This is a genomic window from Alteromonas halophila (genome assembly GCF_014651815.1).
Taxonomy (GTDB): Bacteria; Pseudomonadota; Gammaproteobacteria; order Enterobacterales; family Alteromonadaceae; genus Alteromonas; species Alteromonas halophila.
Genome location: NZ_BMXP01000001.1, coordinates 362,029 through 384,733, shown reverse-complemented (window position 1 = coordinate 384,733; position 22,705 = coordinate 362,029). Strand labels below are relative to the sequence as shown.

General features: G+C 52.3%; 18 protein-coding genes. 6 read left to right on the top strand and 12 right to left on the bottom strand.

Annotation, left to right across the window (positions count from 1 at the left end; genetic code table 11):
* The first annotated feature begins 129 nt into the window (after positions 1-129).
* From IE054_RS01725 to IE054_RS01710, 4 genes are all read left to right on the top strand, one after another.
* Complete coding sequence (locus IE054_RS01725) at positions 130-1,881, top strand: ABC transporter transmembrane domain-containing protein (RefSeq protein WP_229804964.1); 1,752 nt, start codon at positions 130-132, stop codon at positions 1,879-1,881.
* 130 nt (positions 1,882-2,011) lie between these two features.
* Positions 2,012-3,061, top strand: a complete 1,050-nt coding sequence (locus tag IE054_RS01720) for an efflux RND transporter periplasmic adaptor subunit (protein ID WP_189403358.1) — start codon at positions 2,012-2,014, stop codon at positions 3,059-3,061.
* Positions 3,058-6,171: an efflux RND transporter permease subunit gene (locus tag IE054_RS01715; protein WP_189403357.1), complete on the top strand. Its 3,114-nt coding sequence runs from the start codon at positions 3,058-3,060 to the stop codon at positions 6,169-6,171. The genes IE054_RS01720 and IE054_RS01715 overlap by 4 nt, the downstream gene beginning before the upstream one ends.
* 273 nt (positions 6,172-6,444) lie before the next feature.
* Positions 6,445-6,639, top strand: a complete 195-nt coding sequence (locus IE054_RS01710; protein ID WP_189403356.1) for a hypothetical protein — start codon at positions 6,445-6,447, stop codon at positions 6,637-6,639.
* A gap of 52 nt (positions 6,640-6,691) precedes the next feature.
* Here the strand turns inward: IE054_RS01710 and IE054_RS01705 are convergent, their stop codons facing one another.
* Positions 6,692-7,033: a hypothetical protein gene (locus IE054_RS01705; RefSeq protein ID WP_189403355.1), complete on the bottom strand. Its 342-nt coding sequence runs from the start codon at positions 7,031-7,033 to the stop codon at positions 6,692-6,694.
* A gap of 259 nt (positions 7,034-7,292) precedes the next feature.
* Between IE054_RS01705 and IE054_RS01700 the strand changes: the two genes are divergently transcribed.
* Positions 7,293-7,787, top strand: a complete 495-nt coding sequence (locus IE054_RS01700) for a retropepsin-like aspartic protease (protein ID WP_189403354.1) — start codon at positions 7,293-7,295, stop codon at positions 7,785-7,787.
* A 146-nt stretch (positions 7,788-7,933) separates the two neighbouring features.
* Entirely contained in the window at positions 7,934-8,089 is a 156-nt protein-coding gene (locus tag IE054_RS01695) for a hypothetical protein (protein ID WP_189403353.1), read from the top strand.
* A gap of 354 nt (positions 8,090-8,443) precedes the next feature.
* Here the strand turns inward: IE054_RS01695 and IE054_RS01690 are convergent, their stop codons facing one another.
* From IE054_RS01690 to ffh, 11 genes are all read right to left on the bottom strand, one after another.
* Entirely contained in the window at positions 8,444-9,619 is a 1,176-nt protein-coding gene (locus tag IE054_RS01690) for an alpha/beta hydrolase (protein ID WP_189403352.1), read from the bottom strand.
* Between the two features lie 12 nt (positions 9,620-9,631).
* Positions 9,632-10,051 (bottom strand): tellurite resistance TerB family protein, encoded by a 420-nt coding sequence (locus IE054_RS01685; protein ID WP_189403351.1) that lies wholly within the window; start codon positions 10,049-10,051, stop codon positions 9,632-9,634.
* A gap of 245 nt (positions 10,052-10,296) precedes the next feature.
* A complete protein-coding gene (locus tag IE054_RS01680; RefSeq protein WP_189403350.1) occupies positions 10,297-11,520 on the bottom strand; it encodes a phosphoenolpyruvate carboxylase in 1,224 nt (407 codons plus the stop codon).
* Positions 11,517-12,152 carry a hypothetical protein gene (locus tag IE054_RS01675; protein ID WP_189403349.1) on the bottom strand — a complete coding sequence of 212 codons (636 nt, stop codon included), beginning with the start codon at positions 12,150-12,152 and terminating at the stop codon, positions 11,517-11,519. The genes IE054_RS01680 and IE054_RS01675 overlap by 4 nt, the downstream gene beginning before the upstream one ends.
* Positions 12,149-15,832, bottom strand: coding sequence for an ATP-binding protein (locus tag IE054_RS01670; protein ID WP_189403348.1), 3,684 nt, complete (start codon positions 15,830-15,832; stop codon positions 12,149-12,151). Before IE054_RS01670 ends, IE054_RS01675 begins: the two co-directional genes overlap by 4 nt.
* Positions 15,833-15,981: 149 nt before the next feature.
* Complete coding sequence (locus IE054_RS01665; protein ID WP_189403347.1) at positions 15,982-16,884, bottom strand: WYL domain-containing protein; 903 nt, start codon at positions 16,882-16,884, stop codon at positions 15,982-15,984.
* Between the two features lie 88 nt (positions 16,885-16,972).
* A complete protein-coding gene (locus IE054_RS01660; protein WP_189403346.1) occupies positions 16,973-18,070 on the bottom strand; it encodes an MBL fold metallo-hydrolase in 1,098 nt (365 codons plus the stop codon).
* Between the two features lie 354 nt (positions 18,071-18,424).
* Positions 18,425-18,643 (bottom strand): helix-turn-helix transcriptional regulator, encoded by a 219-nt coding sequence (locus IE054_RS01655; RefSeq protein ID WP_189403345.1) that lies wholly within the window; start codon positions 18,641-18,643, stop codon positions 18,425-18,427.
* Positions 18,640-19,116 carry a hypothetical protein gene (locus tag IE054_RS01650; RefSeq protein WP_189403344.1) on the bottom strand — a complete coding sequence of 159 codons (477 nt, stop codon included), beginning with the start codon at positions 19,114-19,116 and terminating at the stop codon, positions 18,640-18,642. The genes IE054_RS01655 and IE054_RS01650 overlap by 4 nt, the downstream gene beginning before the upstream one ends.
* 227 nt (positions 19,117-19,343) lie before the next feature.
* Positions 19,344-20,846, bottom strand: a complete 1,503-nt coding sequence (locus IE054_RS01645; protein ID WP_189403343.1) for a catalase — start codon at positions 20,844-20,846, stop codon at positions 19,344-19,346.
* A gap of 461 nt (positions 20,847-21,307) precedes the next feature.
* The gene (gene ffh / locus IE054_RS01640) at positions 21,308-22,699 is read right to left on the bottom strand and encodes a signal recognition particle protein (RefSeq protein WP_189403342.1); all 1,392 of its coding nucleotides are present in this window, start codon (positions 22,697-22,699) and stop codon (positions 21,308-21,310) included.
* Positions 22,700-22,705 lie beyond the last annotated feature (6 nt).

Genomic DNA, 22,705 nt, shown 5'->3' with positions numbered 1-22,705 from the left:
ACTGTTTAGTTCAGGGGTAGTTTAATCCCGTATTCACGTACTGCGGTCGCAAACAAAAACCAATTCCCGCTGTATATCGTTATGGTGTGGGGTAACATTCTCACTTTACGCGCAATTCAGGGCTTTTTTGTGACGCAATCTTCCATTACTACTACTGCCGTCATACGCTGGCTGGCTGGCCACTTGTCCGCTTATAAACGGCGGGTGTGGGGCGCCTGCATCGCACTGCTTGTGGCGGCCGGCGCCTGGCTGTTGCTGGGTCAGGGGATCCGCTATGCCGTTGATAGCGGCCTGATTGCCAGCAACCCTGAGAGTCTGAATCAGGCTACACTGGGCGTGCTGGCTATTTGCGTGATCGCCGCACTCGCCACCTATGCCCGTTTTTATCTGATGACCTGGCTGGGTGAACGGGTGAGTGCCGATATTCGTCAGCAGGTTTATCATCACCTTCTTCACCTCCCGCCAGCGTTTTTTGCGCAAATGCGAACCGGTGAAGTGATCTCCCGCTTCACCAGTGACACCACAGTACTGCAAACCGTGGTCGGGATGAGTCTGTCGATGGCTATTCGTGCAGCTATCACCTTTATAGGTGCACTGATTCTGATGGCCATTACCAGTCCTCTGCTGACCTTTTGTGTACTGCTTGCAGTGCCTGCAGTTCTGGTACCTATTCGCCTGCTGGCCCCCAAAGTCCGCCGTTATGCCAAGCTCAGTCAGGACCGGATTGCAGATTTAGGCTCACACATTGATCAGAGCTTGCATGAAATTACCACCGTGCAGGCGTATACCGCCGAGCAACACGAGGCACGGTTGTTTTCGTCCCGGGTTGAAGCCGCGATGGATGCCGCCAAACAACGCATACATTACCGGTCGCTGCTGATTGGCGGTATTATGTTGCTGAGCCTTGTTTCAATGCTGTTTATTGCCTGGGTCGGTGCACGTCAGGTTTTCGACGGCAGTATCACTGTCGGCGAGTTGTCGGCGTTTTTGTTTTATGCGGTGATGGCCGGTGGCAGTGTCGCGACCTTAAGCGAGGTGATTGGTGAAGTGCAGCGAGGTGTAGGGGCCAGCGAGCGCTTGCTGGAATTACTCAGCGCAGAGAATCCACTGACCGTTGTCGGTCAGCCGCTATCCCTTTCTTCACGCCGCTCGCCGCCCGCCATTAATATAGAGGCGATCCAGTTTGCTTATCCGGATGCCCCTGTGTTGTTTGATGACCTCACTGTGCATATCAGTGCCGGCGAAACTGTCGCGCTGGTCGGCCCCAGTGGTGCGGGAAAGTCGACGTTATTTCAGTTGCTCATGCGGTTTCACGATGTGCAGGCTGGTCAGGTAACGCTCAACGATGTACCTGTTCATCAGCTGCCCCTGGATGTGCTACGCAAACAAATCGCCATTGTCACGCAGGAACCGGTGGTATTTGCCGACAGTGTGCTGGAAAATATCCGCTACGGGCGACCCGACGCCAGTGATGAGGAAGTCCATCAGGCCGCACGTTCATCGTTCGCCCACGAATTTATTGACCGTCTGGATCAGGGATATCATACCCAGTTAGGTGAACGGGGCGTCAAACTTTCTGGCGGACAACGCCAGCGTATTGCTATTGCGCGGGCAATTTTGTCAGACCGCCCGGTCCTGCTACTGGACGAGGCGACCAGTGCGCTGGACGCCATGAGTGAGAAAATGGTTCAGCAGGCACTTAAAACGCTGATGCAGGGGCGCACTACACTGGTCATCGCCCACCGACTGGCAACTGTTCAGAATGTCGATCGGATTATCGTGATGGACAATGGACGCGTTGAAAATACCGGTACGCACGATGAGCTGCTGAAAAGCGATACGCTGTATCGCGGGTACGCTGAACTGCAATTGCTTACCTGACCTGTGTGTGATGCCATACCGTAATTGAAATTATAATAACACCCGTTCAAAAAGCGGCCAGGTCAGCTCGCCGTAACGGTGAGAGTCGAACGCGTTAATTTCGGCAATTGTATAAGGATCATCAATCACTATGGTTAGCAGAATAGCCCGGCTTGCACGCACGCTGATGTGCGCTGCATTGTTATGTTCATTGAGTTTCCATACCACCGCGCAGTGGGGGGGCGACAACCAGGCAAAACTGGTGGTCACCGAGCCCGTGCGTTTTCAGTATGAACAAAAGCAGGTTGAAGCTGTGGGCACCGCCGAGGCCGTACGCTCGGTGGTACTCTACCCGGCGGTGGCCGATGAAGTAATGGAAGTCAATTTTGTTCCAGGCCAGTCAGTCGAGGCGGGCCGTCTTCTGATCAGGCTGGATGACCGGAAACAGCAGGTTGCTCTGCGCCGCGCTAAACTGCAACTGGAGGATGCCGAGCGCACCTACCAGCGCCTTAAAGACAGCCATGAACAGGGGGCAATCCCTGAAAGCCAGCTGGATGATGCACAGACTCTGCGCGATCTCGCAAAGGTCGATGTTGACGATGCCAGGGCTGATCTGGAAGACCGTCATCTGGTAGCACCGTTTAGCGGCGTTGTCGGCCTGACCGATGTTGAAGTGGGCGATCGTATTACCGAGCAAACCGCCGTCACTACCCTTGATGATCGCAGCAAACTGTTTGTTAATTTTCGCGCACCGGAAGCGTCGCTGAATGTATTGCTCGACTCACCTAAAGTGACGCTCGAACCCTGGACCAACCGTGATAAAGAATTAAACGCCGACATTGCCCAGGTCGATTCACGCATCAATGAAGCCGACCGAACTCTGCGCGCGCGCGCTGTTCTGGATAACAACAGCGACAGATATCGTCCGGGCATGAGCTTTAGGGTAAACCTGTCGATTCAGGGTAACCAGTATGCCGCCATCCCTGAAGCGGCATTACTCTGGGGCGCTACCGGCGCATATATCTGGATGGCAGAAAAAGGACAGGCCAAAAAAGTCGATGTTCAGGTTCATCAGCGTTTGCGCGGTACCATCCTGGTATCCGGCGACCTGCAGGAAGGCGACACACTGATTGCCGAAGGTATTCAGCAATTGCGTGATGGTCAGGCTATCACTACCGAACTTGCCCGGAGTGTAGAATGAGTGCGCCAACGCCACCGGCCAGTGATCTACCGTCACTGGCGATTCGTCGCCCGGTACTGATTGTTGTTGTTAACCTGCTGATTGCCATTGCCGGTCTGTCGGCGCTATACGGGCTGGAAGTCCGGGAATTACCGGATGTGGATACGCCAACGGTTACCGTTACCGCAAATTACCCAGGCGCTTCGCCGGAAACTGTCGATGCTGAGGTCACCAGTCGTCTTGAAGGTGCCGTAGCGCGGGTTAGTGGCGTTAAAAATATCTACGCCCAGAGTGAAGAAAATTCAGCCCGCGTGCGGGTCGAATTTCGTCCCGGTATTAATTTAGAGGATGCCGCCAATGAAACCCGGGAGTCGGTCAGTCGCGTACAGCGACAACTGCCGGAGGACGTTGAGCAACTGGCCATTATCCGCGCCGACAATGATGCGCAGGCCGTGGTCAGTCTGGCAGTATCGAGCGACACGCTGGACATGGAAACCCTTACCGAACGGGTGGATACCGACCTTGCGCCACTGTTTTTAAGCATTCCCGGCGTCGCAGATGTCGGCTTGCGTGGTGATCGCCAACGAGTGTTGCGGGTGTCGGTCGACCCACTGCGCCTGACCAGCTTTGGGCTGTCGATGACCGACGTCTCCGCCGCCCTGGAACTTGCCCCGTTTGATGTACCGGCCGGCAGTATACAGTCGCAGGATCAGGCGCTGATTGTGCGCGCCGACGCAACGTCAGTCACCGCCGAAGATGTAGAGCGTATTGTCATCAGTGGCGATATCCGTGTCGGCGATGTGGCCAGCGTTTTCTTTGGCCCGGCCGATACCACCAGTGTGGTGCGCCTGGACGGCAAGCCGGTGATCGGCCTTGGTGTAATCAGACAGGCCAGTTCGAATACCATTGAAATTTCTGATGAAGTGCTGTCCATGGTCAGGGACCTGGATAAGCGTTTCACCGACATGGACATTGTGGTCACCTCTGATGATGCCGAGTTTATCCGTGACTCGGTGAAAGAAGTGGTGATTTCACTCAGTCTGACTATCATGCTGGTGATTGTCACACTGCTGTTGTTTATTGGCTCCTGGCGGGCCACCATCGTTCCGGCGGTCTCGATCCCTGTCTCCCTGGCGGGCGCACTGGCCATTATCTGGGCGTTGGGCTTTTCTATTAACATCCTCACCCTGCTGGCCCTGGTGCTGGCCACCGGCATGATTGTCGATGATGCGATTGTAGTATCTGAAAACATTCAGCGTCGCCGGGGCATGGGGCTGGGCGCACGCGCGGCGGCAGTACTGGGAACCCGCGAAGTGTTTTTTGCCGTGGTGGCAACCACCGCTGTACTGGCGTCGGTATTCATTCCAATTGCTTTTTTACCGTCAACAGCAGGAAGGCTGTTCCGCGAATTCGGCGGCGTGCTGGCCGGTGCAGTAATCATCTCGTCCTTCGTCGCGTTATCATTAGTGCCTGCGCTGACCGCCCGCTTGCCGCTTAAATCCAAAGCGCGCCAGCAAAACGGGCTGTTCACGCGCACTTTTGGCCGTTTAGGCATCGCCGCGCTGCATGGCTATGAGCGTAGCCTTAAATGGTCACTGAAATATGCCTGGCTGGTTGTCGCGCTGTGTATCGCTGCCGGTATTGGTGCTTACTTTACTGCTAATAACATCGACAATGAATTACTGCCCAGTGAAGACCGCGGTACTATTCGAATTTTTGCCCGGGGCCCGGATGGCGCCGGCATGAACTTTATGGATCGCCAGGCGGAGAAAATGGAGGAGATCCTGCTGCCGTATGTCGAAAACGACACGATCGATTCCATTTATACCGTCGTCGGCCAGTGGGACCCCAACATTGTGTTTATTACCGCGCCGCTTGAACACTGGGATGATCGTGATAAATCACTGCAGGAAGTCGTCGATGAAATCAGGCCTCTGCTTCAGTCTATTCCCGGTGCACCTGGTAATGCCTTTGGTGGTAACAGCCTGAACCTGCGGGGTCAGGGCGGCGGTCTGGAGCTGGCACTGACCGGTGACACCTATGACAATATTCATGATGCGTCACTGGAATTTGCTGAAGCGATTGAAAAAGCCTTGCCGGAACTGGGCCGGCCGCGTATCAGTTACGAACCTACGCAGCCGCAAATGCGGGTCAATATTGACCGTCGCCGTGCCGAAGAGCTGGGCGTGCCGCTCAATGACATTTCCCGCACCCTGCGCGCAGCCGTGAATGGGTTTGATGTCGCAGATCTGAATGTGGGCGATCAGGCAATCCCTATTATGCTGCAAACCCGAAATCGCAGTACCAGTAATCCGTCAGATCTGACTAACCTGTTTGTTAAATCCACTGACGGTAACCTGGTCCCCTTATCCAGTGTCGCCTACATCAGTGAGGAGGGTGTGGCGGCAGAGCTTGAACGTCAGGCGCAGCGCCGGGCTATCGAGATGGAAATGGATCTGCCGGAGGATGTGCCGCTCAGTGATGTGGTCGAGGAGATCCGTGGCATTGCGGCTAACACCTTACCAGATGGTATCGGCCTGGTATTTTTAGGTGAAGCACAGACCTTCGAGGAAACCTCTCAGCAGGTCATGATGACCTACATTCTGGCCTTTGTTATCGTGCTACTGGTGCTGGCTGCCCAGTTTGAAAGCGTCAACAGCGCGATTGTGGTCATGCTGACCGTGCCCTTTGGCATTGCTGCGGCCATCTATGCACTGTTTCTGACCGGTACCACCATTAACGTGTACTCGCAAATTGGACTGGTCATGCTGATTGGCCTGCTGGCGAAAAATGCCATATTGCTGATTGAGTTTGCCGACCAGCTTCGGGATAAGGGCTACAGTGTCTACAATGCAATACTGGAGGCTGGCAAGGTACGCCTGCGCCCTATCATGATGACACTGGTTTCAACAATCTTAGGCGGACTGCCTCTTATTCTTTCAACCGGTGCGGGCGCGGAAGCGCGCAATGCCATTGGCTGGGTTGTATTTGGCGGACTGGGTATTGCCGTGGTCTTTACGCTGTATCTGACGCCCGTGCTGTATCTTGCCCTTGCCCGCTTTACGAAGCCTCGTGCAGATGAAACCAAACGGCTTGAACGGGAAATGGAAGCCGCTGACAGCCTTTCGTAATTAAAACGCCCCGCTTTGCCGGGGCTTTTTATTGCGTTATGCCCTATTGCCGTTAGACAGCGTAAAAGCACGTCACGATGCCCCGCTTAGTTGAATCCAGTTTTGCACGTTTGACAGACTGATCGTCTCCTGCATTACTCCGCTGCGGTACAGGCTGACCGCTCTGTCACGGTTGAGTTAAGTCTCTGGCACGGAGTGCTCGTTTTGGCCACGCCACACGTACAAGGGCACAGAGCTATTATTGAGCCATCAATGCAACATGAAGGAGGAGTTATGACGTCTGACCATTCTATTGCCAACATGGAAGGCCTGCAGGCAGCTATCACCAACGGTGAGACGCAGCGTGTCAAAGAACTACTGGGCGATCAGGCTTTAGATAAATTACAGAAAAAATACCTAATTGAACTGGCTGAACTTAATGGCAGTCACGAGATTGCGGATGTACTAAAAAATACGCCAGCTCACTGACGGTAAGCAGGGGGCGCGGCTGCGCATCCCACCTGCGGTCTGAGTCTGAGGGCTAACGCGAATAAGGAGGGCGCGAGCCTTTTTTTGACGCGCCACTGTCTGGCTCACTTGCATCTTCAAACTGAGCAATATCCTGCACCGGCACCTCGATAGTGCGACGTGTATAAGGTGGTTTTCCCTGGTAGCTGACGACCACACGTTTTTTTACCGTCTTTACCACATCGGTTGCTTCAAGTTGTGCTACGTCCTTAACCGGCGCATCTACAAGCTTGCGTTTAAATGGCGGCTTTCCCTGAGTATCGACAACCTGTACCTTCGCGTTGCCTGCTTCCGCAGCATTTGCACCAAAACAAAGCACACTGGTAACCACGCTCATTAACACCAAACCTTTCATACTTTCCTCATTTTGTGGCCTGATTTACGCCTAGTAATGTATTGAAAACACTGATTAAATTTCACCCCTCTCTCACGATAGACAAAAGCTATCAGGTAAGCCCCGGAAGTCAGCTGTCAGCGCGATCAGCGACATATGCACCAGCATAATGCAGCCTGGTTAAGCAGCATCATAAAAAGTTATGAAAATCAGACTGTTACGATTGGCAGGTAGATTGCAATTCTTCCTGACATCGTTTTTACGGGACGGCGGGCGTGATATGCGCACGATTTTATTATTAATGTGCTTTTTTACAGGCTATTGTTCCAACGTCGGCGCACAGGACTTTCCGATAAAGGTCGCCGTTATACAAAGCAGTGCACAGACGCTGTACGTAGATGGCATACTGGCAGAGGGTATCTCTGCCCGTTTTATGATCGATACCGGATCATCCGTGGTTGTTCTTAATCAGTCGACCTTTGCAAAGTTGCGGCGCAGCGGACATGTTGTGACCAAAACTGAACCAATGGGGGCACGGCTGGCCAGCGGCCAGATAAAACTGGTTGATCGCTACCTCATTTCATCGTTGTCATTAGGACCCGACTGCCGGTTCACTAACGTAGAAGTGGCTGTGATGGATAAAAGCAATAATATACTGGGAATGAGTCTGCTCTCAGCATCCGCCCCATTTGCAATTTATGCCAACCCTGCACAGCTTCGGCTAAGTCACTGCGGTAAGCCACGTGAAAAAATCGCCGTCGTTCACACAGAATAAATAATGATAGGTTTCCCGGAAACCTGCGCGAGTTAGAGGTATAGCAAATTCTGTCCCTGTGATCGGTCCACATTTAAACTCCATAGGTTATGCTTATTGTGTCTGGTAACACACCGGACATCTGGTAAAACTATCAATGAAAAATCATGGAAGAGCTAACGATACAGGAAGTAGAAGTGGTCACAGGGGGAAACCCTCTTGTTGTTGGGTTTAGCATAGTGACGGGGTTTGTTGGGTCATTTAATGCCTTTACTGAGTTTGGTGTAGGCCTTGGCTTTGGCATTTACGACGCTACTCATTAGCGGAGAAAGAATCATGCAAATACTCAACACAGAGGACGTTATGCACGTGTCGGGCGCGTACTCGATAGGTGAATTTGGCTATGATGTTGGATATAGCCTGGGGTATGTGTTCGGCGGAGCTGCAGGACATGACCTGGGGATTTGGATATACGATCTGACACATTAGCAACACACAGGGCAATGACAATATTGCATTGCCCTTTCACTGGAAGAATATAATGAATACTCCACACAATGTTCGCCCTGCCACTAATCTCAGAGCATGGCTCCTAATCAGCATTATGTTATTTTTTATGAGCTTTAATGCATTTACCGATTTTGGCGCGGGCATTGGCAGAGGCGTGTACGATGCTGTCAGTCAAGCTCAGCAATGAATACCTTAAGACGACGTAACATCTGCTGATAATATGGGTTGTACGTTAACCTAGCATAAACCCGGTCCGGGTGGGTTAACCCCCAGGGACCATACCAAACCGGATCGCCGTCGCGACACTGACGGGTTTTCTCCTCGCCCTGCCCGTTGTCACAAATGCGCAGACGCCCTTTCTGACCGTACAGCACGTTACCTGGTGAAAACAGCGGGCTCATGTGTGAGGCCGCACCGATACGGCGATCCGGCAGGTCCATCGGGAAGGCGCTGAGGTTGTCCATCGCAGGGGGCGAATCGCCTAACCACATCAGATGCTTGTCTGGATGAGTAAACCGCGTTGCAAACTGATCTGCGACATAATCCACATCCACTACACTGTCACCTTCGGCCACCACCATCATGACCGGTATGGTTATTGTGGTGCGCTCGAGTGCTTCTTTTAGCGCGGCGACGCTGCCCTGGTAGGCGGCAAAGCCGTTCATGGCCATAGAATTATAGCGGGTCGGGTTATCCTCTTTTTCCACATTCGGCCAGGGGTAAATTCCCGTCAGGTATGGCGCAAACCAGCTAGCTGAGAAGCGTGAATCAAACGCGGGAGAAAACAGCACCAGTCCCGCAATATCGCGGCGCGTTACAGCGCTTAGTGAGACCAGATTAGCGCCGGTTGAGAAGCCGCCCAGTAACAGCGTGTCGACCTCATTTTCGAACTGGCTAATGTGGTAGTCTGTCGTATCACGCCAGTCTTCAAAACGGACATCCAGCATATTACCGGGCCGGCTACTGTGACCAGGCAACAAAATCGTCCGCACCCACACGCCCTGCTGGCAAAGATCCTGCGCGACATCATGGAAAAAATACGGCGAATCGCCCAGACCATGCACCAGCAACAGACCTACATCCGAACCGGTGCCGCACTCAAACGGGGCATTCAGAGAAACTTCCCATTGTGGCTTGTCCGTGACCGGCAGACGATTGTCCTCCAGCCAGGCTGTGGTTTGTGTCAGATAGTCTGCAAATGGCTGCACCTGGGTGGGCATATCGGAACCGGACGCCTTAAAGCGTGGCGTGTCTGTGCTGGCGCAGCTTACTAGCAGCAACGCCACACCCGCAAGTAACACCCCGGTTAGTTTGTTCTCTTTGCCTGCCCTAAGCGAAAACATCCGGTGAATGGCTTAGCCTGCAACCATCGGCTCGCCGGCAGGCGGCTGTGTGCGCGACTGACTGACCAGCGCTCTGGCAAGTAGCTTATGGGTTAATAGTGACAAAATTTCTGTCTCTTCAATACTGCGCTCGCCGTCTACGCCGGTAATGGCCATCGCCACTTCCAGTGCTTTATCGGCGTCGTACTCCAGCGCACTCTGTAATTCACGCAGGTAAGGTAACTGCTCGCCTAAATCCAGCGCACGCCGGGCATCATAGATTGACTGATTCAAAAAGGCTTCGGGACAAATCGGGCTTTGCCAGTCCAGCTCGTCAACCAGTGCGGAGAGGTAATCCTGCTCGGTCAGTGTCACGGTACCGTCTACCTGATACAGCATGACAGCAAGTTTGATTAACGCTTCATTGAAATGTTGAAGGGGGGATAACTGCATATCTACATCCTCATGTTGCACACGGCTTATGCGCAATACTGCACATGGCGTTTTACTATTTAATGACACCAGGCGAAAAGCCCGGCGTCACGCCATGGGTTCGTTAAGCTGAACCACCTACTTAGTTTACAACACATTAACAATATGTGCTGCGTAAAAATATTCAAGTCCGGGTAGGAGTGATTGCGACGTGCTCCCTGCCCGGCTATCAGGCGCAGTTAATACCTAAGTTTATGATAAACGGATTACCGCAATCCTACGGTAATGTCGTTAATGTAGAAATTTCCATCAAAAACCTTATCTGGCTCGCCGTGGGTGTCCAGTGCGAAAAAGGCTTTATTGGTATCATCGAGCGACTGATAACCGCCAATCACCTGGTACAGCCAGACTTCCTGATCGAATGTCAGATCTTTTCCTGCATAGTAGGACAGCGCCGACATGGGCTGACCGCTATCAATGACATCACAGAAAAAATCATCCACGGCTTTTTGCAACGGATCCTTATCCAGCGCCACACGGCTCTGCTCACTGACATCAATATCCTGCGCGGCTTTGTGTGCATCGTCATCCTGTTGTTTGCGCCGGTGCACATGGGTGAGCGAGGCAACAATCTGCTGGTAGTCTGCCTCGTGTTCAACCCGGTTTACATCGGCGCTGGCGGGCTTAAGCATCCCCTGAGCCTGATTGAACAGTGACGGCACCTGACTTAAGCCCGCGTAGTTGCCGGGGGTAAAATCAGGATGCTGCTCCATGTGCAGCAAAAAGCCCTTGAGTAGCCGGGTTTTGCCCTGAAATTCGCGAAAACGTCCCATCAGATCGAGTAGTCTCGCCTGCGCCACAGACAGTTCCTGCGCCGCTTTTGAGAAACGCTGTTGCAACGCAACGACCAGCAGGTGGCGCAACTCACGGTTACTGCCGGCAATATCGCTTAGCTCATCAAAGCGAAAGCATTCAAGCTGTGCCAGCAGTTCAGTCACTTGTCCCTGGGCCAGCTCGTTTTCACGGATTTTGGCATCCACAGAGGCCACATAGCCAAACTCGTTATTAATGCGACTGAACACCACGCGCACACTGTTACTTAAGGATTCGGAGAGCTGATACACATGCTCAGTCAGCTCCCCCATGTACGAGGAGGCTTCGGTGTACCGGCCAAAATGCAGGGATTCTTTATAATGCGCGGCCAGCGTTTTAAGCCCGGCGAGTGCCGCGCCGATATTCGCGTTGATGGTACGGTTACGCTCATCCTGCAGACTGCCTTCCAGCAAGCTGCGAACTGCACTTTTTAAGCGAAGATCACTTTGTGGATCGGGTCGCCACAGCACCCCTAGCTGAGCGAGCTGCTCAAGGGTTTTAGCACTGTAGTCCCGTTCACTGACTGAGCCGTTAATGTAGGCCGCCATAATAATATCACTATGACGGCCAAGGGCATTCAGCAAACGCGTGCCGGCTTCCTGTAATACCTGACTCATAACAGGCTGCCCTGGGAAATAGCGGCGTCGGCCTGTTCAGATAACGACAGCGATTCGGTTTCATCAATAAAGCGGATCATTTCATACAGATGCTCGATTTTTCCGGTCGCCAGATAAATTTGTTTTTCAGGATTGGGTTTAATCAGATAGCCCATGTCGGTCAGGCGCTTAAACACCTGCTTCATCTGTCCGTCCAGATTGACACTGGTCGAGCCGAACAGCCGGTAACGGGATAACTTTTCAAGCTGCTCTGCATACGCCGGGGTATCCTCAATAATGCCCTGCAATTCGCTTAAGCGAATGGCACTGCCCATGGTCACCGGCACATCCGATTCACTCGCCTGTTGCACCAGCACCAGCCACTCAACCAGCGGCACCAGCGCTGAGGTAGTGTCCTGAAACTGCTGACTCAGGCCTTTACGCTCATCGTCCGTAATGGTCTGGTAAGAGGCGAAGAACACCTCGCCCTCAGCCGTTGCCGACAGCGTGCGATTCAGCATATTCAGGTGAGGCTCCAGTTGCTGCGCGTTGTCGTGACTTTTCAGAAAGCGCCAGCCATCCTCGTCGGTGATCTGACAAATAAACTCGCCGCCCAGTAGTTTCGCCAGTACGCGGCCCTGTTCGGTCATCATAATGCTTCCTCCCCCTGACGGCGGCGCGCTTCGATGCGCGCAGCAATAGCGTTAGCTTTTGGTTCGACAACCTGCAATTTACGGGTAACTTTATCGATGAGATAACGGTTCTCAAACAGCGTCAGAACATCGGATTCCGGATTCGGGAACGCGCCAACCACGCTGATATTGTTGTTGTGACAGGCATCGAAAATTTTCTTCACGTTGCTCTGGTGCAGCGTACCCAGCTCGTCGATAGGCCAGTGAATAGTGGCGTCGGCGTTTCCGCGCAACAACCGGGTAAAGGCCAGCAGAAATTTACACAAAATAAGATACGCCATGCCATGACTGGATGACTCGTTAAGCTGGCGGTCGGTGCGGATCACCAGATCGCTGTTGCCCTCGCGCAGGTGCAACTCGATATCCAGTAATTTACTGATGCCACCGCCAAGCGCTGCGCGGCCCAGAATATCCAGCACGCGACGCATACTCTGGCCATATTCATCATCAGGCAGCGCATCGGTACCGGTCTCCATCCAGTGTTCATAATGCTTACGGAAGGCTTCCAGTTCAGGCCAGAACTCCAGCTCACTGATCCGCGAGCGAATTTTCACGGCCGATTCCGAGACCCCGTCTAAGAACAGTTCACTGTCTACTTCCTGGGTAATACGGCGGCTCTGCGCCACAATGCGTTTGTCGATGTCGGCCAGCACAAAATAATACTGACTTAAGTCGGCGCCAAAGATCCGGCCCTGCTCACGCAGGCCCTGCAGTTTCTGCGGCACAATCACATTAAGCAGTTGCGACAGGTGCGACACCATACGCCGGTGGTCGATGCCTTTAACACCGTGGGCATTGATCACCGCACATTCTTCCCGGGCACGCTCCCAGGTATCGGACAAGCCGGTCCCCGCCTGCGCGGCGATCAGCTGATCAAAGCGCTCAACATAATTGCGGATGTCGCTTAACAGCGTTTCCCGCTCCTGCAGCAATTCCTGGGCCTGTGACAGACGCTGCGCAATACTGGTCTCTTCCACATGCTCATCGTCTTGCCTGGCCAGCAATGTCAGTTTCGACAATGACTTCATCAAAGCCGTGACCTGCTCAACCTGGGCACTGGCAGCCGTATGTTCGGCTTCAAGTCTGGCCTGAGTATCGGTCAGCGTTTCCCGCGTTTCTTTATAACTCGCCTGCTTCTGAGCCAGACTGCGCTCGGCCTCTCCGAGTGCTTTGCGGGCCTTACTCAGCGATTGCTGCCAGCTGACTTTCTGACCGGTGAATACATTGGTGTACCAGCGCTCGTAGTCTGTCACTTTATGCCGGGCGGCCTGCGTCGCGGCAATACTGTCTTTTAATGCTTTAATGCGTTTTTTCAGCTCACCAATCTCATCCACGTCAACGCCGCGGTTGTTTAACTCGTTGGCCAGGTAGTTATCCAGTTCTTTACGATCCCGCGCCGCCGTTTCTCGCGCCGCTTTGCTGTCACTGTCGAGCTTGGCAATACGTGCGTCAGTATCGGCGATTAACTGCTGCCAGTGGAAGCTGTGCTCTGTTTCTGCCTCACGCTGCTGATCTTTAATCTCATCGCGATTACTTTCAAACTGGCTTTGTGCTTTCTTTTGCGACTGACGGTTATTCTCAAGCCGGCTTCTGGCTTTCTTTTTACGCTCAGACAGCGCCTGCTGGTACTCGCTTAGTACCGTATCACGGTCCTGTTGGGCACGTTTACGGGCCGCTTCGGCACTTTTCACCGCATTATCTTTCTGGGTCATGGCCAGCTCGGCATTACGCACGTCTTCGTTGGCTTTGGCCAGCCGGGTTTCGCTCTCATTCTGCGCATTAAGCGCTTCCGCCAGCTTGTCCTCGGCCTCTTTGAGTGCGTCGCGCAGACTCTGTTCATTGCGCGCATATTCCGGCACCTCAAGTTCATCTAATGCCAGTGTCACACCAAACAACGCCAGACTGTCATTGTCTGCCATTGAAGGGGTAAGATCGGTGCGCGCCAGCAGATCTTCACGTACCACCTTACCCAGGTGCTGTTCCCAGTTATCTACGTTTGCACGTAAAAACTCCAGCAACGTACCTTTGCCTGGATATAACAGGCCCTTGATGTGCTCAACACTGGCTTCCTGTTTACGATAGACACCGCGGGCTTTGTCCAGCTCAGTGGAAGCGTGCTGACGTTGTTGCTGGGCTTTGGAATGCGCCTGCTGTGCACGGCGCAAATCCTCCCGGGCACTGTCTTCACGGGTCGATGCTTCTTTGATCCCCGCATCCAGCAGGTCCAGCTGTGACTGTTCGAATTCATTGTAGCCTGCGTTACCAAGTGAGGCATTCAATTCAGCTTCCGCAACTTTAAGCTCACTTAACTGGGACTGGTAGGCTTCCTGCAGTTCAGTTAACTGCGCCGTAAAATCTTCACGGATCCCCTGTAGTGCATCGCGCTCCTGCTGCTGCAGTTCGCTCTTTCTGTCTGCGGTTTCCTGACGGGTCGCCGACAACTGCTCAATGGTTTCACTGAGCTTCTCACCCAGTTCCGCCACCTGTCGGTTATAGGCCGACTCAATATCCTGATGCTTCTCAGTGAGCAACTGATAACGGCCACTGGCGGTTTCAAGTTCGTTTTGCCACTGCGGCAAGGCCTCAACATCCTCTTTTAGCTGATCGATGTTCTGTTGCTGCCATTGTTCGTACTCAGCTTCGACGGTATCGAGCTCGGCCGTATACTTATCCACATCCGCGCGCGCGGATGAGGCCACCTGGTTCAGATGATCGCGACTGTCCTGCCACTCGCGATCGTTTTGTTTTACCTGATGACGGGTATCTTCCAGTGCGGTTTTATTCTTTTCCAACTGAGCAAGAAGCTGACTTTTATCCTCATCAAAGCGCTGCTTAAGCCCGGCCAGTGTCGCCTCAGTGGTACTCAGCGCCATATCTGCCTGTTCCAGGCGACTGAACTCAGGACGAATAGTGTCGAACTGCTTGATCAGGTGACACTCTCGGATCCAGTCATCCACCCGCTGACGACTCAAGTTTGAGGCCGGCGGCTGCACACCGTCTTCCTCCAGAATAGCGGCGATCATGGCTTTGATGGTTTCCATCTTGCCTTCTTTGGAATGTACCGCTTTGGCCAGCTTTTCGATGTGGCGTACATGTTCACCGGCAATACAAATACTGAAGATCTTAGCATAACCCAGCAGCTCGCGGGCATTGCTGCTCTGGTTTAGCACGCCCTGGTCGTTTTGCAGTACCGCGCGAAAATCTTTGGTATTAAGCAGACTGCTGACCAGCACATTATTACGCTTCATGGCCCGCGCTAAATCATTGCTGCTGACACTGGCATGCTTACCGTTTTTTTGCTTAAACAGGTAATCGTCAATATCAAACGCTTTGCCCACCAGCCGGTAATTCACCCCAGTACCATTAGAAGAAAGTACGGCCTGACACAGATCGCCATCCGCACGCGCATACTCGTAGATAATAAAACTTGAGGTGCGCGGCAAATACCAGCGCTCAAAGCTGTCACGGGTTGCCGGCACTACGCGGCTGGGATATTCACCGTAGAATACCGGGATGAGCCGCTGCAGCGTGGTTTTACCCGAGGCGTTGGTGCCACAAATATTGGTGTGACCGTTCAGTTTCAGCTCAACAATACCCGGTAGGTGAGTATCAATGAGGATAATTCGCTTTAATCCAGCCATAGCGTCCTGTTCTTTATTTTACTTTTCACTTTTCACTTTTGTTATCCGGCGACACGCCGTTGCTGTGTATTGTCACACCCAGCGGAAAATTCTGATTGCGCTTAAAATAACGCGCAAGTGTAGTATGAATTGCCTTTGATGCCCAGCCGTCAGCGTCGCGTAACACCTGGGGCGAGGTGCGCACTTTCAATTTCATCGAGCACCTCACGGTTAGCCAGCGCTAACTGACAGCCCTGCCCTTCAATACGATGACCGTCAGAGCAGTCGACCTGCCAGTATCGCAGTAAATACGCAGCCAGCGCGGCGCGGGTGGTAACCGATTTCTGCCCGTTTTGCATGCTGTAGTCCAGCATCACGGCTTTGGGGTTGTCCAGATTAGGGTGCGCCACCAGTTCCAGGGTGACGGTTTGCTGCCACGCGCTGTCGTGCTCGGGACATTCTTTTTCCATGCGGTCACGGCCATTGACCGTGACATTGACAAACCGGGTGCAGACAAAATCACGAAATGACGCGGAGGCCGGATCGTAAGCCCGGACATGCCATCGGTGGCCATTATTGACGATAGCGTGGGGCACCATCTCCCGTATGCTCTGACCGGAAGTCAGACTGACGTAGTCGGCATTGATGACCTGACCATTGTGGATCGCCCGCATAATACCGGCAATAATATCAGCGTCAGGCTGAATCAGCCCGACCGCATTAAAGCAATGCTCCGATGGCGTTATCTGCCCTGACAGCCCGTCACCAAACCCGCGGCTTAAGCTGTGCAATATGGTTTCAGGGTTATGCCTGAACAGAGGCGTAAACCCGGCCTGGCGGCGATAATGTTTGGTAGTCTGGTCAAGGATTAAGTTGTTAGGTACAAACTGCTTGTACAGCGTAAAGTCGCGGGTACTGGCAGCCAGACCGGTAGCAAACCGGGCGATAAGATCCTGACGGGTCACCTGACCAAAGTACTGAAGACTAAAATCAATGAAGGCAAGTCGCTCGCGTTGTGCGTGCGATAACTCATTAAGGCTTTCTTTGCGTTCGGGCGAAATGGCATCCTGCATAATCGACAACTCTTTTTTATTATTGTGTCATCATAATGAGGGCATCTTTATGATGATGTCAAGCGTACTGTTGTCATGTTGCCGGTGATCAGAGTGACACCGTGTCGCCTTCATTCAGTATTAGCAGAGACTGTGATGCATTCACTCTCGGATGCATTTTTAGCAGGCGACGCAGGGCAGAATGCGATGAATGATCCCCCATTTGCCAGCTGGCGTTACCGTAGCCCCACGGGATCATCACTTTACACTCAAGCTCCTGCGCCGCCACAAGTGCATCTTCTGGCGTCGTATGCACGTAGCGATACCAGGCGCCATATTCGGCATGATAGTAAGACGCAATCGGAAGCAGGCAGATATCAATCGTACCGTACTGCTGTTTAATATCGCCAAAATGCTTTGAATAGCCTGTATCTCCGGCAAAAAACAGAGTATGACCTTTATACTCAAGTAACCAGCCGCCCCACAGAGCCTGTTCATCGTCGTTGTAAATATACGGCACCCAGTAGCGACTGTTAAAGTGATGCGCTGGTACCGCGTTAATCGACACCGGACCTAACTGATAGCCACTGAACCAGCTTACCTCTTTAACATCAAGTCCGCGCTGAGGCAGATAGTCTGCCGTACTCTGGTGGACGAAGTACTGCGGTGCATTGCCGAGCCTGTCAATATCGGCCTTGTTGAAATGGTCGTAGTGCAGATGTGAATACAACACCGCATCGACATCCGTCACGCTGTCAGGCCATACCGGCTCTTGCCGTGTTATGCCACCAGCGAGTGCATGCAGCCAGTCAATGGGCCAGTCAAACTGGCCACTGACCGGATCAATGAGCATTCGGGTACCGTCAGGCAGAGAGACTAAGAAGCTGGCATGACCCAGCCAGGAGACCGTAAATCCGGTGGACAGGGCTGGCGCAGCATTGCTTCCGGTGAACTGGCAAAGGCCGGTACTGTCGTCGCAGGTAATGTCAGAAACACGGGGGTAGCAGTCCTGCTGGCAGGTAACAGGGTACGATTTTTTGCCGGGATACAGGTTTTCATATTTGCCGTCACTGGCTCTGGCTACCGGGCCGGATGCTGGCGTGATAACCTCAACATTGTTAGGTTGAGATAAAACGCTGCATCCCGACAATAGAGCCGCGAGTAACACAAAAAGAAATAACACGCTGAAAGTACGGGACGACGCCATATCAACACTCTTGCCAGACAAACTTTTAAGCCCGCCAGTATATTAAGGAAGATGCGAATAAGTCTATCATCACTCAGCGAGTCCTGAAGTGCGTAGTCGCAAGGCAGGTTTCGCGGGCAATGGCCAAAGCCCTTGGTAAGAAAGCTAACGCAGCGAATGCGTGCCTCAGGGCTCGCCCTTTGGGTCTTACAGCCAAGCACCTACTCTGCGTTGGTCTTTTTTGACTTAACCTGTTAGGCCTGCAAAAGACCGCCTTGACCAGGCACTTGGCTGTGAGCCTGAGCGGCGATAGACTTATTCGCACCTTCCTTAACTAAACCGCAGGATGCCACGCACAAGTTGTTACAACCGATGTCATTCAGCCGGCTCGTAAAAAAAGACATCCTGTAAGGGCGTGTCAAATACCTGTGCAATTTTAAACGCAACCTCTAACGACGGGGAGTACTTGCCCTTTTCGATTGCCATGATGGTCTGCCTGGTGACCCCCACCTTTTTCGCCAGCGTACTTTGTGTCATTTCATCAGCAAAAAAGCGCAGTTCGCGTATTTTATTGGTGATTACGTAACGACTCATAACTCATCGTCCCTGCGGTAGAAGTACAGTTGCGTGACAAAGCGCACAACTTCAGACAGCCAGAATATAACAATGAGTTTAAGTTCAATCGGTCCTTGCAGGTATCCTTCATAAGCATTCGGGTCAATGTCGATAAGCTGCTGTACTATCAGCTGCTGGATAACACAGGCAACCACACCAACTGATAATACCCAATAGCCCAGCTCATTGGCCTTTAGTCGATACTGCTTTTCACGCTCGTCTTCCGCGTCGTTTGCCCCTTCCTGATTTTTCATGGCAAGTAACGCGTGCAGCACGATCTCGATGACCGTCATCGCGCCTGCCACCTGTAACAATAACATAGCCACCGACGCTGCCTCAGCCTGCCCGTCAGGCGCAAGAAAACGTATTACGTCGTTATAAAAATAGCCAGCCACGATCAGTGTCGCCAGCAATGACACCCACACACTTTTTTCCCGGTATGAGAAGCTCATCAAACTTATCCTATGATTCGAAAACAATACAAAAAGTAAACTCACACCGACAATATGTCAAATATTTTTAACACAATGAACAATAAATATTACTTTTAGATGTTATCTGAGACTAATAACATCTTCTATACCACTTCAGAACTGTCCGGTATTACACGTAGATGTCTCCCCATAAAAAAAGCCGGTGTCACAACACCGGCTTTTCACTGTTTTGCATTACGTGCCGATCAATTGTCCTCAATCGGCGTGTTTTCAGTAATAGGTACCGTATTCACATCGGTATCCAGTGACTCAACCGCGTTTTTCACGCCGGCTGCATAGTCCGGGTGCACCTTTTCCAGTACCGCATACCAGCGTGCTTTCACACTGTCTGAGCACGGTCCCATGGCGGCGGCGTAGTTCTTGTAAAGCCGCTGTTTCTGATCATCTGAAAACAGATTGTACAACGCCCGTGGCTGTACATAGTCAATGTCTTCGTCCGCCTGATAGTAACGATCAGCATCGCCATCAATGCGAAGTGGTGGCTCTTTGACACCCTCGTCTGCAACCGGGCCTTCGTGCTGATTAGGTTCGTAGTACGCATCCGGGTTACCAAAATCATTGGTAAAGAAGCGCATTGCGCCGTCTTTGTGATAGTGGTTGACCTTGGCATTTTTCGGCGCATTCGCTGGCAGGGCTTCATAATGCGTGCCCAGACGATAGCGGTGGGCGTCAGCATAAGAGAAAATACGGGCCTGCAACATCTTATCCGGGCTAAAGCCAATGCCTGGCACGACATTCGATGGACTGAAGGCAGCATTTTCAATCATCTGAAAGTAATTATCCGGGTTCCTGTTCATCTCCAGCTCACCCACTTCAATCAGCGGATAATCGTCATGCGGCCATACCTTGGTCAGGTCGAAGGGGTTGTAGTCCTGCTTGCCCGCTTCCTCTTCCGGCATAGCCTGTATGTACATGGTCCATTTGGGAAAGTTGCCCTCATCAATGGCGCTGTACAACTCTTCCTGATATTTCTCGCGGGTACTGCCAATGATATTTTCCGAGGTTTCGTTGGTGTAGTTTTTAATGCCCTGCTGCGTTTTAAAGTGGAATTTTACCCAGTAGCGCTCGCCATCCTTATTCCACATACTAAACGTATGACTGCCATAGCCATTCATATGCATGGGTGACACCGGAATTCCGCGGTCTGACATGAGAATAGTGACCTGATGCACACACTCTGGATGCGCCGCCCAGAAATCGAACATGGCTTCCGGTGAGCGCAGGTTCGTTTTGGGATGACGCTTCTGGGTGCGGATAAAGTCCGGGAATTTAAAGCCGTCACGGATAAAGAAGATAGGCGTGTTATTCCCTACCATATCCCAGTTGCCCTGCTCGGTGTAGAACTTCAGACTAAAGCCGCGTACGTCACGTTCGGTGTCGGCAGCGCCAGATTCACCGGCAACGGTTGACCAGCGGCTAAGCACCTCGGTTTTCTTACCGATTTCAGAAAAAATATCGGCGCAGGTGTATTTGGTAATGTCATGGGTGACCGTAAATGTCCCCTGCGCGCCCCATCCCTTAGCGTGAACGACACGCTCTGGTATCCGCTCACGGTTCTGGTGCGCCAGCTTTTCGACTAACTGATAATCCTGCAATAATACCGGACCGCGTTCACCGGCAGTTTGAGATGTTTCGTTGCTGGCAACTGGACTGCCTGCTGATGTGGTTAATTGTGGTTTCTTCGCCATTTTTTTTCCTTTGACATGTACCTGAAAAAGTCTTTAGCTGAATTGCTCATACGTTGATAGGTAACTTTACGCGAATCACTGACGTTAGGTTCTCATTGAATTTAACTAAACAAGTCCTTGCAGGCCCCGGAAACGGTCACGGAGACCAGCAAATGCACAAAACGTCGTAACAACTATGCGACGTATCAGCGTAAGAACAGACGTCCCGCTATAGTATAGAAGATCGTGAGAGCCAGGGCTGACGGGGCTTGCGTCCGGTGCCAGTCATTTAAATAGTAACGTTGCTCTGCGTGGCGAGGTTAGTCGGCGCGGTTTCATGCTTTGTATTGCATAGAAGCTAACGATTAGGTTAATCGCAAAATCCAATGCAGTCACAACTGACATTAGCGGGAAAAAGCGGTTTATTCTGCACACATTACAGATACAAAAACGGCGCCGAAAGGCGCCGCTTGGTCTGTATGTCAGCGAGGGGGGAACATACCGCCACCGCCGCCCATGCCGCCCCCGCCTGGTGGCATCATGCCTTTCATCTGACGCATCATTTTCTTCATGCCGCCACCCGACATTTTTTTCATCATTTTCTGCATCTGTGTAAATTGCTTCAGCAGCTTATTCACGTCCTGAATTTGTGTCCCTGAGCCCGCCGCAATACGCCGTTTCCGCGAGCCTTTAATGACGTCCGGGCGTGCGCGTTCCTTAGGCGTCATTGAGTTGATAATGGCTTCCATCTGCGAGAACTGCTTGTCGCCGGCCTGCTCTTTTATCTTGTCGGCCATACCGCCCATGCCAGGCATTTTATCCATCATGCCCATCATGCCGCCCATGTTTTTCATCTGCTCAAGCTGCTCTTTAAAGTCCTGCAGATCAAAGCCTTTTCCTTTCTGGACTTTCTTGGCAAATTTCTCTGCTTTACTGCGATCAACTTTGCGCTCGACATCTTCGATAAGACTAAGCACATCGCCCATACCCAGAATACGTGAAGCAATCCGCTCAGGATGAAACGGCTCCAGGGCATCGGATTTTTCACCCATACCGATAAATTTAATCGGCTTACCGGTAATTTGTCTGACCGACAACGCGGCACCACCGCGGGCATCACCGTCAGCCTTGGTCAGGATCACCCCGGTCAGCGGTAACGCATCATTAAAGGCTTTGGCGGTGTTCGCTGCGTCCTGACCCGTCATGGCATCGACGACGAACAGAGTTTCAATCGGTTTTACAGCATCATGTAGCGCTTTAATTTCGCCCATCATGTCGTTATCAACATGCAACCGGCCCGCCGTATCCACCAGCAGCACATCAGCAAACTGCTTCTTAGCGGCGCTGATGGCACCATTGACGATATCCACCGGATCCTGATCAGCCGTTGATGGGTGGAAACCGACATTGACCTCATCAGCCAGCGTTTCCAGCTGTTTGATCGCGGCCGGGCGGTAGATATCCGCACTCACCACCATGACCTTTTTCTTTTCACGCTCGGTGAGATATTTTGCCAGCTTTCCGACACTGGTGGTTTTACCCGCCCCCTGCAGACCTGCCATTAAAACAACCGCTGGCGGTTGCGTTGCCAGGTTCAGCTTTTCATTGGCCTCACCCATCACCGCTTCCAGTTCAGACTGGACAATTTTGATAAATACCTGGCCGGGTTTCAGGCTTTTAGTGACTTCAGTGCCTACGGCGCGGGCTTTGACCTGCGCCACGAACTCTTTGACAACCGGCAGTGCAACATCGGCTTCCAGCAATGCCATGCGTACTTCGCGCAGCGTATCTTTAATGTTGTCTTCGGTAAGTCGCCCACGACCACTGACGTTTTTTAACGTCTGTCCAAGGCGTTCAGATAAATTCTCAAACATATCGAG

Coding starts and splice junctions, on each gene's coding strand:
- IE054_RS01720 (WP_189403358.1), top strand. CDS start 2,012: ATGGTTAGCAGAATAGCCCGGCTTGCACGCACGCTGATGTGCGCTGCA.
- IE054_RS01715 (WP_189403357.1), top strand. CDS start 3,058: ATGAGTGCGCCAACGCCACCGGCCAGTGATCTACCGTCACTGGCGATT.
- IE054_RS01710 (WP_189403356.1), top strand. CDS start 6,445: ATGACGTCTGACCATTCTATTGCCAACATGGAAGGCCTGCAGGCAGCT.
- IE054_RS01705 (WP_189403355.1), bottom strand. CDS start 7,033: ATGAAAGGTTTGGTGTTAATGAGCGTGGTTACCAGTGTGCTTTGTTTT.
- IE054_RS01700 (WP_189403354.1), top strand. CDS start 7,293: ATGCGCACGATTTTATTATTAATGTGCTTTTTTACAGGCTATTGTTCC.
- IE054_RS01695 (WP_189403353.1), top strand. CDS start 7,934: ATGGAAGAGCTAACGATACAGGAAGTAGAAGTGGTCACAGGGGGAAAC.
- IE054_RS01690 (WP_189403352.1), bottom strand. CDS start 9,619: ATGTTTTCGCTTAGGGCAGGCAAAGAGAACAAACTAACCGGGGTGTTA.
- IE054_RS01685 (WP_189403351.1), bottom strand. CDS start 10,051: ATGCAGTTATCCCCCCTTCAACATTTCAATGAAGCGTTAATCAAACTT.
- IE054_RS01680 (WP_189403350.1), bottom strand. CDS start 11,520: ATGAGTCAGGTATTACAGGAAGCCGGCACGCGTTTGCTGAATGCCCTT.
- IE054_RS01675 (WP_189403349.1), bottom strand. CDS start 12,152: ATGATGACCGAACAGGGCCGCGTACTGGCGAAACTACTGGGCGGCGAG.
- IE054_RS01670 (WP_189403348.1), bottom strand. CDS start 15,832: ATGGCTGGATTAAAGCGAATTATCCTCATTGATACTCACCTACCGGGT.
- IE054_RS01665 (WP_189403347.1), bottom strand. CDS start 16,884: ATGCAGGATGCCATTTCGCCCGAACGCAAAGAAAGCCTTAATGAGTTA.
- IE054_RS01660 (WP_189403346.1), bottom strand. CDS start 18,070: ATGGCGTCGTCCCGTACTTTCAGCGTGTTATTTCTTTTTGTGTTACTC.
- IE054_RS01655 (WP_189403345.1), bottom strand. CDS start 18,643: ATGAGTCGTTACGTAATCACCAATAAAATACGCGAACTGCGCTTTTTT.
- IE054_RS01650 (WP_189403344.1), bottom strand. CDS start 19,116: ATGAGCTTCTCATACCGGGAAAAAAGTGTGTGGGTGTCATTGCTGGCG.
- IE054_RS01645 (WP_189403343.1), bottom strand. CDS start 20,846: ATGGCGAAGAAACCACAATTAACCACATCAGCAGGCAGTCCAGTTGCC.
- ffh (WP_189403342.1), bottom strand. CDS start 22,699: ATGTTTGAGAATTTATCTGAACGCCTTGGACAGACGTTAAAAAACGTC.